Raw genomic sequence first — 14,785 nt, 5'->3', positions numbered from 1 at the left:
TAGTATGCAAAAAATATTACTAGTCATTGTTTGTTTAAGTGTAGGTTTATTTGCTGATGTCAAGAAAGGTTTTTATCGCTCTGTGAGTGCAGGAATTGGACAATATCGCTATACAGAACCAGGTCTTATGCGTATTTATGATACAACGCTATCCATTGATGCTGAATTAGGCTATGTTAACTCAAGTAATTTGCTTAAAACTTCGATTCAAGGAAGTGGAAACATTGGTATGGGAACATACACTGGACGCATTGTCAATATGCAAACGGGTGCTTACAAGCCACATACTTACAGTACTTTTGATAGCTTTTTTGATGCAGAAATTAAAGAAGGAATCAACCTACTTAAAATTTTTAATGCAAGAAATCACACACTTTTCTTAAATGCTGGTGTGGGCTATTGGTATTTTCGCGATGATAAATACGATGTTCCTCGTTCTCAAGAGTATTTTTACATTCCAGTTGGGATTGATGGAGAATTTGGGCTAACATCAAGATGGAATTTAACATACTTAGCAGATTTTAAATTTTTAATCTTAGGAAAAAATCGTACACTGCTTACACGTGCATACTGGAGTAAAGATTTAAAGGTTGATCAAAAAAATGGTTATGGAGCAAAACTTGCATTAGGTTTGTCTTACAAACACTCGAGAAACCAAAAAAGCTTTGTACGACTCGTTGCAAGACATTGGAATATTGATGACTCAGAACTCTTGGAAAATGTTACATATGCAAACTCTGCGATAACACAAACTTTCTACGAACCAAAAAATCATACTCAAACAATCAGTTTGCAATATGGGTGGGAATTCTAGCTTAACATTTGAGAAATCTTTGAGTATGAAGCAAGAAGAACTAGAACAAAAAAATCGTCTTGAAAAAAAGCTCTACACGCTTACGCACAGGCCATTTTTTCAATTAGCACTTTTTCTCAGTACCTCAATGACGGTTTTAGGAAGTATTGTTATTGCTCCGACTATTCCGCAGTTAGAAGCACACTTTCACGATGTTGCACATATTGATATCCTCGCAAGACTAACGCTCACTCTACCAGCCCTCTTTGTTATGATTTTTTCTCCCATCAGTGGCTATCTGCTTGACCGATTCGGAAGAATTAAATTTCTCATTCCTTCAATGTTTGCGTGGAGTATTGGAGGTTCTATTGCTATTTTATGGGATAATATTTATTGGATTTTATTTTCTAGAGCAATTTTTGGAATTGCAACTGCTTTTGTAATGACTTCTGCATCTGCACTGGTTGCAGACTACTATAGTGGCGAGGATAGACAAAGGGCATTAGGGTTACAAGGCTTTGCAGCCGCGTGTGGCAGTGCAACTTTTATGGTTTTGGGTGGATTTTTAGCACATTACGATTGGCGATACCCATTCTTTGTTTATGGGTTTGGTATACTCATTGCCATTTTAGCAACATTTTATCTCTTTGAACCTAAAACTAAAAAATACACAACAGCACAAGAAACGAATCAAACTTTTACCGTTAGACCATATCTTTTTATTTATTTTGTTGGTTTTATAATTATGGCCTCTTATTATGTTTCACCCACACAAGTACCATCTTTTATTACAAACCACCTCCATGAAAGTCCAGATTTAATAGGAATCTCTATGTCTGCTTCATCTTTTAGTTATGGCTTAAGTTCTCTTGCATATATAAAAATCCGTAAAATCTTAAGTGCTAAAATGATTTATGTTTATGGATTTTTACTAATGGGAGTTGGGTTTTTACTAATGTATATTTTTTGTAATATTTATATTATTGCCTTTGCTTTGTTGCTCACTGGGCTTGGCGGAGGTCCTATTATGGTCAACAATTCTTCTGTTTTACTTTCAGATACACCACAAAAAAATCGTGCGAAAGCCATGGGAATATTGAGCTCTCTCATCTTTTTTGGACAATTTATTTCACCCATTCTTTCACAACCTTTTGTACGTAATTACGGTACTATCAATCTTTTTTTAGTTGTCGCTTTCATCTTATTTGTAATGGCACTTCTCTCATTTATTAAAAAGTAGAACTCCTCAACTAAGAAAGATTCAAGCAAAGATATTTTAACTCTAAATAATCCTGTATGCCATATGTAGAACCTTCTCGCCCCAATCCACTTTGCTTTACTCCTCCAAATGGTGCAACTTCTGTGGAAATTAATCCACTGTTAATTCCTACCATTCCATACTCAAGTGCCTCTGAAACCCTATAGATTCTTGATAAATCCTTTGTGTAAAGATACGCCGCTAAACCAAATTCTGTGCAATTCGCATATTCAATGACTTCATCTTCGCTATCAAAAGAAAATAAGGGCGCAAGAGGACCAAAAGTTTCCTCCCGACTTACTATCATACTTGCATTCACATTTGTCATAATTGTGGGTTCAAAAAAATTTCCACCCAAACTTGCCACTTTTCCACCAAGCACCATTCTTGCCCCCTTACTCAACGCATCTGCAATATGCTCCTGCACTTTTGCTAATGCCTTTTTGTCAATCAAAGGACCTTGCGTAACACCTTCATGTAAGCCATTACCTAATTCTAACTTCTGCACCTCAATACTTAAAGCTTGCACAAATTCATCGTATATACCCGTTTGGACATAAATACGGTTAGCACAAACACAGGTTTGGCCACTATTGCGGAACTTAGAAACAATCACTCCCTTAACCGCCTCTTGAATATCTGCATCATCAAAAATAATAAAAGGTGCATTTCCTCCTAGCTCTAAAGACAATTTTTTAATCGTCTTTGCCCCTTGTGCCATTAATTTTCTTCCAACCTCTGTAGAACCAGTAAAAGAAATTTTACGCACAATATCGCTTTCACACAATACTTCAGAAATCATTGAAGATTGTCCATTCACAACCTGCAATACAGATTTTGAAACTCCTGCTTCATCCGCAAGTTTCATCATTGCATAAGCACTCAATGGTGTTTGGGTTGCTGGCTTAACAATCATAGAACAACCTGCCGCAAGAGCTGGAGCAACTTTTCTTGCTATCATTGCAACAGGAAAATTCCAAGGTGTAATAGCTGCACAAACGCCAACCGGTTGCTTAAGCACAAGTAATTTTTGTTGATTGCACACACTCTGTAAAATATCCCCATTAATACGTCGACATTCTTCAGCAAACCACCGCACAAAACTTGCGGCATATAAAATTTCCCCCATTGATTCCGCTAAAGGTTTACCCATCTCTTCTGTTAAAATTTCAGCTAAATTCCGTTGGTGCTTTAGCATTAAATCATACCAATTCCACAAAATATCAGCCCTCTGCAGTGCCAATAAAGCCGCCCATTGTTTTTGAGCTTTTGCAGATTCAACAATCACATCTTTCAATTCTTCTTGCGAAATATTTTTAACATAGGCTAAAATCTCATTTGTTGCCGGATTCTCAACCGCAAAGAATCCCTCTTTTCTTTCCAAAGAGATACTATTATGCTGAATGTATGAATAATCCATCTCACACTCCTTTTTAATTAATTGACGACCCATTATACATTACTTTAGCCTCTAGATATGACTCTTAGCTTTATCAATGATAATATGTTTATGCAACAATAAATATCGTAGCATTATAAAGAAATCTTTTCGGATAACTTCAAATAACGACTAGAGACTCCCAAAAATTCAGATTTATTGACAAGCACAGAGAAATTACAAGCCTCAAAGCCTCTCTAAAGTGAAAATATGCTTACTTGAGGACAAGACTAATTCACTTTCTAAAATTTCTTATTCTGTACATCATCTAAAATTTTCTCTGCAATTGTATTGACTTGTTGTGTAATATCATTAGTTGAATTTGCAATTACCACACTTTCTTGCGTAATGTTTTCAAGTTGTGCAACAGATTCATTGATTTGGGAAATACCTTGAGTCTGCTCTTTAATCGCACTAACCATTTCATTAATGCCTTGTACCAACACATTAATATTTGCCTCAATTTCACTCAAAGATTTACCTGTTTTTTCAGCCAAATTCCGCACTTCATCAGCTACAACCGCAAAACCTCTACCGTGTTCCCCCGCCCTTGCAGCTTCAATCGCTGCATTTAAGGCAAGCAAATTCGTTTGGTCTGCAATATCACGGATAACACCCACAACATTCCTAATATCCTCTGCTTGTTTAGTCACTTCAAGAGTTTTATCAGATACATTTTGCATAGATGCACTAATTTCTTCCACAGCAGCAGCAGATTGTTCTAAAGAACTTGCCTGACTCTGACTACCCTCAACCAAGCGTTCCATTGACTTTTTCAGATTCTCGCTTTGAATATTTAAATCCTTAGCAAACTCTGAAGAGGTAACAAGCATCTTTTTAATTTCTTTACCAAGTATATTAGTAACAACCTCAACGCGTCCTTTTGCATCTTGTACCTCTGTTGTAAAATCTAAATTCACATAAGAATCAAATACACGTGTAATTTCATTTGTATTGCTTCCAATCTTTTCTTCAAGCACATCAAGCATTTTATTTAAAACATTTTTTAATTCTATTAATTGTGGATTTGAAGGTATTCTTACAATTCTAGCTGTTAAATCTCCCTGTTCAATGGCTTGTGCAGTCTCAACAGATTGTCGCACAGCTTCTTCATCTTGCTCTAAAGATTTTTTTGTCCTTTCAATATTCTTATTCAATCCATTTCCCATAGCTCCCAATTCATCATTAGCATAGATACGAATCGTATGTAGTTCTTCTCCCTCATGGTTAATGTATGCAAAAAATTTATTGAGGGTAGCTGAAAGAATCTTAATGCGGTCAGCAATAATTTTTTTCACACAGAAATATACAACAGCCACAACAGCTAAAATAAAGATAATAGAACTCATCAAAATAATCATTTGTAAATGAGAGAGTGGGCTATAAATCACATCTTTAGGTGCAGTAACAATCATTGTCCAGTGCATATTAAAGCGCCCATAGCCAATATCAAAAGACTTTGTAGCAGCTAAACTTTGAAGGTCATTTGAAAAAGTTGTATATTCAAACACACCATCTTCTTTATCACGAATTGCATTTGCAAGGCTATTTGTCGTTGGGTGATTATTAACATCAATCAAGTTCTTCCCAAGAATCTTTAAATCATTATGCACTGCAATTGTATTTGAACCTGTTGCAATGAATCGTACATTGCCTTCATAAATATCAAAACGCGAATCAAGGAGAAAATCGGATGCCTCTTTCAAATCAATAACTGTACCAATCACCCCAACAAGATTCTTTGAAGCATCAAAGATAGGAAAAGCAATATTAACGCCAAAAAACTCATTATTATTGATTTTAATTTTAACAGGGTCGCCAAATACAGGCTTAAGTGTTTGAAGCACCCTAGCAACAGCAGGAAAACGTATCACTTCATCATTACCCTGCAATCTTTTTACTCCTTCTACTCCACTAAAAGTATGGTCTTCTAGTAACATAACAAACTTTCCACTTCCTGTCCTATAATCAGAATGTGCATCAATATATTCAGACGGAGCATTAGTCAAGTAGAGATAACCATAGTGTGACCATAAACTATTTGCAAGCATATTTTTTGTAACACTCTCCAAATCAGCAACAGATGCCGTATAGCCACCCTGCAACCTGTGAGAAACAATTTCGCTTGCCATCGTTACCACAGAAATCATCTCATTCAAGTTGCCTTCCATATAGTTGGCATAACGAGAGGCATTTGAATGCAAAATATCTTCTGTATCCTTTAAAATTGTTTTACTTACCTGCATAGACACAGTCAAGCTAAGAGCAACCACGCCCAAAAGAACAACTAAAAAAACGACAAAAACAAGTTTTGTACCAATCTTAAAATTACTAAAAAACTGCATTAAACTCTCCAATCTTGTCAGTCAAAATAATAAACGCTTATTATATTTTATAATAACTAACAAAAAGTATCAAAACAATCTTTTTAGCCTATTTTTTTAATAAATTTAAAAATTAATCAAAGTTTTTGCAAATTATTCATTATTTTATGATACAATTTCTCCACACTACATAATGAAAGGAAAAAACATGCAAAGAGTGAGTGCTTTAAATGGTGTTAAGATTGGTGTAGCTACATTGTTAGCAGCAGGTTTGCTAGTAGCTTGTGGGGGTGCAAAAGAAGAAGCTGTAACAGCTCCTGTTCAAGAGGAAGTTGTTGTTTCTCCGTTAGAAGGTAAATGGGTTGTTAAAGAGGTTTATCAGCTTGACAAGAAAAAGAAAAAGCCAACTCTTAGCAAGGTTAACCTCAAGAATGTTAAGAGTGAAATGTATCTTGAATTCAGTTCCGCTGAAGGACAAGTGGGTGCTGCGACAGGTTGTAACACCTTAGGTGCAAATTTTACTTATGAGAATGAAAAATTGACATTAGGTCATCCAGCTCTTACGCAAAAATCATGCGGAAAAGCTGTGATGAATGTAGAAAAAATTATGACTGATGGGCTTGTCAATGAGTTGAATGTTGCTATTGCGGAAGAGAAAACTCTTACGCTTGACAATCCAAACTTCAAGCTTGTTTTAGAAAAAGTTGCAGTTGCAGAAGAAGTTGCTCCTGCTGAACCTGCTAAGAAATAATTCTCAGTTACTCTGCCCTAAATGGGGCGGGGTACCCTACTTTCTATTTAACTGCATAAAAATTAAAAAAATGATTTCAGGGAAACAAGAACACGTTTGCTTGCCTCTATCCCTCCACCCCTTCCTTTGTCAACCACCAACAGAGAGGTTTCCATACGTGGGTGTAATGCATAGCTGAATTCTGCAGAAGTCGTTGAAATAGAATAAACATTAGCATCATCTCTCCAACCACCACTTTTTGGATTCAAGCGATAAAAATGACGTTCCCAAGTTACATTCACACGGAAACGATGAGCAAACTTTGTACGCAAAGAACCTGCGATAAAGCTTGAGTCTGCATTATCTAAACTCCCCATTCTTGCATTCAAGGTTGGACTTAAAAATTCAAAAAATGGGCTAACATAATTTGCACCAATCCAAAAACTATTTAATTTTAAACTTTCTTTTTCTTCCTCGACAAGGATACCCGTTTTCTTATCAGATTGGTAGCTCCCATCTCCAGCAACAATTAAATCAACATCAGAACGTGGAGAGTAGACAAAATTGTGCGTCAGTGTTACAAGCGTATTTGTCCCACCATTAATTGAATAATTATTGTAAAGGTTACCTGCTCGGAGTAATTCCTTTTGTGATTGAGATACTTTTATTGAAGTTTTATTTTTCACGCCATAATCACGATTTTGCCTTTCTGCAAGCGTAAGAGGACTTCCCCAAACTACACAAAAAAAGCTAACATACAGGAAAAGTCGCCTAACCAAAACTATATACCCTCTTTTTAATATTAAGCACAATTATACAAGCTTTGGAATAAAAGGAAGATAAATCACTGCAAAGCTTTACTAAGGAAAGAATCTTCTTTTTCTTTAGGATAGCTAGCACCTATTTTGCCCACCATCGCTGTCTGAATCTCCACTGCCTTTTGCTCTTGTTGTCGCTTGTACATCTCTCTTCTTTCATACTCTTCAGGAGAAAGAGCAATCTTTGCCTTGTCCTCATCAAGAAGAATTGCAACTTCTTTGAATGACCTCCGGTATGATTCTGCTAGATCTGGAAAATGGGCAGACAACAAATCTGATCCTTTAGACGACTGGGTTTTACCACCACTTAACTGATCCCTAAAACTTGAAAATAACCCGCCTTGATAATGTTGAGAACTAATCATCATCACTCCTTTGTAATATTTATTTCAAGCTTTCAGCAAGAAATATTCCAATCCAAAAAACACTCACCTTAGATATAAATTCAATATAGAAAATTTATTTTTAAACTAATAATAGAAATTAATAAGCATTTTTATTTTAATTTAAACTTATGATGATACAATTACAACTGTCTTTGAAGTTGGGATAGTTTCCTAATTTTATTTCTACTATCTAACCCTGAGGAGTTAAGAGTGCAACTACATAATCTTAAATGCGGAGAAAGTGCAATGATTACAGACATTACGGTGGAAGGAGAATTGCTTGAACGATTCCATTCTTTTGGTTTATCTAAAAATCGCACACTATCTGTCATCGAACGATCGTTAGGTGGAGCAACAATCGTAATTAATCTTGGTTCTAGCTCTGTGATTATGCGCCAAGAAGAGGCAAAGTATATTGAAGTCCAAAAAGTAGGTGTCTAATGACAAAAAAGATGATTCGTGTCGCATTAGTTGGACAACCTAATGTGGGAAAAAGTATGCTCATTAATGCGATTTGTGGCTCAAATATGCGCGTTGGTAATTTCTCTGGTGTGACCGTTGAGAAATCCTATGCTTACACAAAATTTCGAGATTACACAATTGAAGTCATTGACTTACCGGGAATTTACTCACTTGAAGGCTACACAGAAGAAGAAAAGCTCACGAGACAATTTCTTTCCCAAAATCAAAATGAATATGATTTGATTCTAAATATTCTTGACGTCACAAATTTAGAGCGCAACCTTATGCTCTCCTCCCAACTGCTAGAAGTACCTAACAAACGTTTGATTCTTGCGTTAAATATGAGTGATGAAGCCGAAAAAGAAGGAATTGAAACAGATATTGGACAAATGCAATCCCTTTTAGGCATAAATGTAATCGATGTTTCAGCGGTTACTAAATTTCATTTGGATCGTTTACTGGAATTAATTGTGGAATCTTTTGAAAAAGATACTCCCATTGTTTCAAAACGTACTTATTCTGACCAAATCGAAGAAGAGATAGTACGAATTGTAAATTTTATTGATGATGTAAATGCTAAGGAACTACATGATATTCCACTAAAATCGCGCGATATTGCGATTGGTCTGCTTAAGCGACAAGAATATATTTATAATTTTTTACAGGATAAGCCTATTTGGCTAGAACTCTCTAAATATCTTAACCAGGCATTAGAAAACCTTTACCAGCATTATGAGACACGTAATATGACAGCTATTTTTAGTGCTGATGCACAAAACTTTGCTTCTGGATTATGTGCAAAAGTACACAAAAGAAAACAAAGAAAAGCTACAACAATTACGCAAAAAATTGATTATATTCTTATTAATCGTTTTTTAGGATTACCGATTTTTCTACTTTTTATGTGGGTTTTATTTTATATTACCTTCGATTTAGGTTCCATTCCAATGGACTACATTGAAGCATTTTTCGGTGCTATTGGCGACTGGGTCAAAGAAAATATCCAGAATGAAAACATAGCCTCAATTATTGCCGATGGTGCAATTGGCGGTGTGGGTGCTGTGGTGATGTTTTTACCTAACATTATGATATTATTCTTAGGAATTGCAATCCTAGAAACAACAGGCTATATGGCAAGGGTTGCATTTTTACTTGATGGTATATTTCATCGCTTTGGCTTACACGGAAAAAGTTTTATTCCCCTCATTACAGGCTTTGGTTGTTCAGTTCCGGCATTTATGGCAACAAGAATTCTCAAAAATCGTAGCGACCGCATTCTAACACTTTTTATTGTTAATTTTATGAGTTGTGGAGCAAGACTCCCTATTTATGTCCTCTTTATTGGTGCATTTTTTCCAGAAGAGCAAGCAGCAAATTGGCTGTTTGGAATTTATATACTTGGGGCAATACTTGGTTTAGTCGCTGCAAAAATATTAAAACTCACAACTTTTAAGGGTGATGATGAACCTTTTGTTATGGAAATGCCAAAATATCGCCTACCAAGCCTAAAGCTGATATGGAAGATGGTTTGGGGTAAAGCATTAATGTATCTAAAAAAAGCTGGGACATACATTCTTGCCGCCTCATTACTTATTTGGTTTGCTAGTAACTACCCCTATGATAAAGAAACTGTCCAACAAATCCAAGCACAAATTAATCTTTTGGAAAATCAGATTTCTGCTCTTCAAGAAGATTATGAAACAGACAAAAAACAAGATTCCGCAAATCTTCCAAATGATGAACTAAATGCCCTCCAAGAAGAATTAGATACGCAAAATGCTCATTTAAGCACGGTAAGATTAGATGGTAGCTATCTAGCATTAGTTGGGAAAGGTATTGAGCCATTCTTTGCACCATTTGGTTTTGATTGGCGTCCATCTGTTGCACTTTTGAGCGGTTTAGCAGCAAAAGAAGTAGCAGTAGCTACAATGGGCGTTCTATATTCCTTAGGAGATGAAGTTGATGAGGAAAATGATTCTTTGCGGAAAGTTCTAAAAGAGAACTTTACTCTACCATCTGCTGTAGCTTTTATTTTATTTGTGATGCTTTATAACCCATGTCTTGCAGCAACGGCCGTATTTGCAAAGGAGACTGGTAGTTGGCAGTATGCATTTTATTTATTTGTATTCACGACACTTGTCGCATATCTTGTTGCACTAATTGGTTACACATTCGCGAATCTCCTGTTTTCGTAAAAATATATGGTTATCATTGACACTAATGATAACCACAAGTCTATGGCAGATAGAATCTTCGTAAAAGTATGTCAAAAACAAAAGAATATTAAGACTATGCGATACAAAGATTCTGCCTTAAACATTTTTTTTTAAAAGCCAATAAAGCATGCAAGAAACCTTATAGGATTTTTTAAATATTAATGGTTGAAATGTCAGTAAAGTAAACAATAATATATTAATATAAAAGACTCTCTAATATGTCCACTACTCCTCTTTTACCTATGGAAATTTGCATATTAGCAATATAATCTATTGCAAAAAGTATAAAATAAAAAGTGTTGAAGAATTCCAAACAATAGAAATGAAACATATAAGACAGAAATAATAAATTATACGACTTAATACATTTATGTTTTTTAAATGTGGCTATTAGATAGGATTTATTTGATAACCACAAAAACAGGAAGCTTAATTGCTATTGCTTTATCAAACATTTCTATAGCAATGAATACAAATATTACCTTTATAAGGAAAGGTCAAATTTACACTAAAAATTTACCAAAACAACCTAAAAATAGACAGGGATTTCCAGACAAAATAGAGCCAAAGAAAGAATGCTATATCAAAAAGCACCCTCTTCAGATACCTACGGCACACAAAACAAAAAAGGACTCTGCTGTGTTCCCACCCTGAAGTATTACTTTTCAGCCTCATTGCATAGGTCTAAAGAGAGCGTTCAACCCAATACAAATTTTAGGCTCAACGCTACCTTTGCTACAAAATTATACCTATTTTTTTTTAAAACGACATAAATTCGATTATTTTACAACATTTTTTAACCTAAAATATTTACACAACGACGCCAAATTTCCCTAAGAGAATCACGCCAAGAATGATTAGTTTTAAAAATTTCCAACTCCCTTAAATTTGGCATTTTCTGTAAAAAGGTGGGAGTTTTTAAGAAATGGTTTTCACCCAAATACAATGTATTCAAATTCTCCATTGTAACCATCTCCTCAGGGAGACTCTCAATAGCATTAAAACTCAAGCCAAGCTTTCTTAATTCCTTTAATTGTGCAATTTCTTTTGGAATTTCACAAATATGATTACTATCTAAACTAAGAATTTGCAGAGAATAAAGGTAAGTAATTTCTAATGGAAATTGATATAAAAGATTATCACTTATATATAAATCTTTTATATTTTTTAATTTTTTTATTCCATCAGGAAGTTGTGTTAAATAATTATAAGAAAGAATTAATTTTTGTATTGATTTTAACTCTCCAATTTCATTTGGAAGCGTATGTAGGTGATTCTTTTTTAAGCCAAATTTTTTTAATTGCTTTAATGCCCCTATTTGGGGTGGTAATTCATTAATTTGATTATCGTTAAGCCATAATTCCTGCAAGTAACTTAGGTTTCCTATTTCTTGAGATATATTTCTTATTTTATTATGTTCTAATCCTAGTTTTTCTAAATTTGTTATTTTAAAAATGCTATTAGGAATCTCCTCAATACCTGTATCCCTTAACCATAGAACACGCAGATTCTGCAATTTTGAAAAATCAGTTTCCAATACCTTAAGGGGATTACCGCCAACTCCAAGTTCCTCAAGCTGACTAAAATTTTGGATATATAGCGGTAGCTTTGTGAGAAGATTATTATCTAAACCTAAAATCTTAAGCTTTTTACAATATTTCATCTCTGATGGAAGTGTTGAAATCTTATTGTTTCCAGCATAAAATTCTTTTAAATTGATTAAGTTTCCAATCCCTTGAGGAATTTCTTGAATTTGATTATCCTCGACACTCAACAATTCAAGTTTTGAGAGTTGGGATAAATTTTTTGGTAAGTGCGTAATATAATTACCATAAATTAATAATTCTTCTAGTGGAAGTTCTGTAATATATTCCGGAATGGTAGTCAATTTATTTTTGCAGCATGAAAAAGTTTTCAAGGATTTTAACTGCCAAATCTCATCTGGAATTTGTGTAATTTTATTATGATTTAGCCATAAACATTCAAGAGACTGAATCTGAATAATAGAATGAGGAAAATGTTTTAACTGATTTTTATCTAAATCAAGATGATGTAAATTCTGTAATTTCTGCAAAGATGGAATATCCTCAAGAAGATTATCAGCAAGAATTAATGTCTCTAAAAATAAGAGTTCATTTAACTCACTTGGTAATGATCGTAGATAATTCGCCTCCAAATACAATCCTTGCAATGTTTTTAAGTGCTGAATCTCTGCAGGTAAAGTCTGAATCTGATTATAAGAAAGCCAAATTTCTTGGATAGATTTGAGCATTCTAAAACCATACGGAAACTCTTGCAGGGCATTATGTTCAAGCATAATCTCTTGCAATTCATCAAGGTAACCAATTTCTTCTGCAATAAATTCAATACGATTATGTGTTAGCCAAAGAATATTAAGTTGTTTAAGATTCTGAATTTCACTTGGAATATATGTGATTTTATTATGTTCTAAAGATAATTTTTTTAAGGAAGTTAATCGAAAGACAAAGGATGGAATTTCCTCTAAATTATTATAAGCTAATGATAAAACTTCAATATTACCTATAAAATTTAAATCATTAATGCTACATAAATGGTTATGCGTCAAATTAATTTCTTGGATTGTAGGAATACTGTGCAAAAATGATGGGAATTCTTGCAAACAATTATGGGAGAAATTGAAAAACTTTAATGCTGTAAGCATTTTAAGTTCACTAGGCAAACTCTGGATTTGATTATGTTCAGCTGAAAAATATTCCAACGCCCTTAGTTCCTGAACCTCTATTGGAATGCTTTTAAGCTGATTATAAGAAATATTGAATTGCTCTAATTTATGCAACCCTCCAATCTCTCGTGGAATTTCTTGAATCTGATTATGTGCAAGATGCAACATTTTCAAATTTCTCAACTTAGAAATTTCCTTAGGTAATTCTTGAACTAAATTATAATCCAAATCAATTTTTACAATCATCGAATGGATAATTTCTGCAGGAATTTGTTTAAAAAAATTATGATGGGCAGAAAAGACTTCAAGAGGAATATCCCGTAAGCAAGAAGGTAGCTCTGTAAGTTGATTATTATCCACTTCCAATACAAGCAGTTTTTTCAAATTCTGAATGTTGGACGGAATGCTACTAATTGAGCAATTTTCAAGAAATAATCGTTCTAAAGTGGTAATCTGGCAAAGACATTCAGGAAATCCATTCAGTAAATTGCAATCCAAATCCAAAAATTTTAAATCCTTGCACTCTCCCATCCTGTCAGGTAAGGTGGTAATTTGATTATAAGCAAGAGCAAGGCTCACTAATCTAAAATGGTGAATATTGTCTGGAATGCTAGAAATTTGATTTGCTGCGAGTTGTAAGTTCCTTAGCTCTTCTAGCGTAACCAAGTATTTTGGAATCTCTGTAATATTATTTTTCGCAAGACTAAGAGTATGGAGTTGATTGAGAAAAACGATATCATGCGGGATAGTCTGGATATGATTGGCATCTAAAAAAAGTTCCTCCAATTGAATACATTTCTTTAATGATGATGGAATTTCTTGAATAAAATTAGAAACCAAATGGAGTGATTTTAGGTTTTTAAGCTGGTAAAGATGGGCGGGTAAGGTCTGGATTTGATTGTAGGATAAATTTAGTTCACATAAATTTTCTAAGCAACAAAGAGCATCAAAATTTTGTATTTTATTGTAAGATAAATCTAAATCTTGGATACTAGAGCAACAAGCTATATCTTTCAATTCTGTAATTTGATTATGACTTAAACAAACGCTAACCAATGACGAGGATTGAAAAATGCAATCATCTAAAACTTGGATAGAATTAGATTCTAAGTCTAAAAAAGCTAATTCAGGCATTTGTGCAAGACATTCAGGGATAGTCTCAAATTGATTCTCCCCTAAAGCTAGAGTTTCTAAATTCTCTAGCTCGACAAATTCAGCAGGAATACATTTTAAGGCATTTGCACTACATTCCAATCTCCTTAATTGCTTAAGTTGTGCAATTTTTGGAGAAATGTGTGTAATTTGGTTGTTTTCCATACAAAGCATTTGTAATTCAGGAAACTCAAAAATAACTTCTGGAATTTCCGTAAAATAATTATTATCTAAAAAAATAGATTTCAACCAAGAGAGATGATGTAATTCTTGAGGTAATTCTGAAATCCCCAAAGATGAAAGTCGCAATACACTTGTTTCTTTTGCAAGAAGAGCGTAAAAATAACTAGAGTCATCAAGATTCAAGCATTCTGCCCAATCAAGTAAACTTTTTTTCCAATTTTGCCCCTCTTCTTGAGATTGTATAGGATACGACGACTGGCTTTGCAATTGCAGAGAAAATTCCTGCAAGAAATAACGATACATCTCTGCTTTTGTCATCGC

General features: G+C 34.2%; 10 protein-coding genes, 1 other RNA gene and 1 pseudogene. 5 read left to right on the top strand and 7 right to left on the bottom strand.

The window, feature by feature from the left end; genetic code table 11:
• The first annotated feature begins 4 nt into the window (after positions 1-4).
• Both CCZ01_RS00280 and CCZ01_RS00275 read left to right on the top strand, forming a co-directional pair.
• Entirely contained in the window at positions 5-814 is an 810-nt protein-coding gene (locus tag CCZ01_RS00280; RefSeq protein ID WP_112051231.1) for a hypothetical protein, read from the top strand.
• Positions 815-839: 25 nt separating this feature from the next.
• Positions 840-2,033 (top strand): MFS transporter, encoded by a 1,194-nt coding sequence (locus tag CCZ01_RS00275; RefSeq protein ID WP_112051364.1) that lies wholly within the window; start codon positions 840-842, stop codon positions 2,031-2,033.
• A gap of 10 nt (positions 2,034-2,043) precedes the next feature.
• Here the strand turns inward: CCZ01_RS00275 and CCZ01_RS00270 are convergent, their stop codons facing one another.
• From CCZ01_RS00270 to CCZ01_RS10960, 3 genes and pseudogenes are all read right to left on the bottom strand, one after another.
• Positions 2,044-3,471 carry an NAD-dependent succinate-semialdehyde dehydrogenase gene (locus CCZ01_RS00270; RefSeq protein WP_112051230.1) on the bottom strand — a complete coding sequence of 476 codons (1,428 nt, stop codon included), beginning with the start codon at positions 3,469-3,471 and terminating at the stop codon, positions 2,044-2,046.
• Positions 3,472-3,731: 260 nt separating this feature from the next.
• Positions 3,732-4,172: a methyl-accepting chemotaxis protein gene (locus tag CCZ01_RS10965; protein ID WP_458692849.1), complete on the bottom strand. Its 441-nt coding sequence runs from the start codon at positions 4,170-4,172 to the stop codon at positions 3,732-3,734.
• Positions 4,173-5,198: 1,026 nt separating this feature from the next.
• Positions 5,199-5,621: pseudogene (locus CCZ01_RS10960) on the bottom strand (PDC sensor domain-containing protein); the annotation flags it as partial.
• 400 nt (positions 5,622-6,021) lie between these two features.
• Here CCZ01_RS10960 and CCZ01_RS00260 point away from each other — a divergent pair.
• Positions 6,022-6,564, top strand: coding sequence for an META domain-containing protein (locus CCZ01_RS00260; RefSeq protein WP_181566249.1), 543 nt, complete (start codon positions 6,022-6,024; stop codon positions 6,562-6,564).
• Between the two features lie 62 nt (positions 6,565-6,626).
• On the opposite strand, the gene CCZ01_RS00255 is transcribed toward CCZ01_RS00260, so the two are convergent.
• Together CCZ01_RS00255 and CCZ01_RS00250 are read right to left on the bottom strand one after the other, a co-directional pair.
• Complete coding sequence (locus CCZ01_RS00255) at positions 6,627-7,322, bottom strand: hypothetical protein (protein ID WP_112051227.1); 696 nt, start codon at positions 7,320-7,322, stop codon at positions 6,627-6,629.
• Positions 7,323-7,387: 65 nt separating this feature from the next.
• Complete coding sequence (locus CCZ01_RS00250; protein WP_146745197.1) at positions 7,388-7,729, bottom strand: hypothetical protein; 342 nt, start codon at positions 7,727-7,729, stop codon at positions 7,388-7,390.
• Between the two features lie 228 nt (positions 7,730-7,957).
• On the opposite strand from CCZ01_RS00250, the gene CCZ01_RS00245 reads away from it, so the two are divergent.
• Positions 7,958-8,188, top strand: coding sequence for a FeoA family protein (locus tag CCZ01_RS00245; protein WP_112051225.1), 231 nt, complete (start codon positions 7,958-7,960; stop codon positions 8,186-8,188).
• Positions 8,188-10,404: a ferrous iron transport protein B gene (gene feoB / locus CCZ01_RS00240; protein WP_112051224.1), complete on the top strand. Its 2,217-nt coding sequence runs from the start codon at positions 8,188-8,190 to the stop codon at positions 10,402-10,404. Before CCZ01_RS00245 ends, feoB begins: the two co-directional genes overlap by 1 nt.
• Before the next feature lie 614 nt (positions 10,405-11,018).
• On the opposite strand, the gene ffs is transcribed toward feoB, so the two are convergent.
• Positions 11,019-11,116: signal recognition particle sRNA small type (gene ffs, locus CCZ01_RS00235), an RNA gene on the bottom strand.
• A gap of 105 nt (positions 11,117-11,221) precedes the next feature.
• Entirely contained in the window at positions 11,222-14,782 is a 3,561-nt protein-coding gene (locus CCZ01_RS00230; RefSeq protein ID WP_112051223.1) for a leucine-rich repeat domain-containing protein, read from the bottom strand.
• Between the last annotated feature and the right edge of the window lie 3 nt (positions 14,783-14,785).

Source organism: Helicobacter monodelphidis, assembly GCF_003288845.1.
Lineage (GTDB): Bacteria > Campylobacterota > Campylobacteria > Campylobacterales > Helicobacteraceae > NHYN01.
The sequence above is the reverse complement of the archived record's forward strand: the minus strand, read 5'-3'. Positions and strand labels throughout refer to the sequence as shown.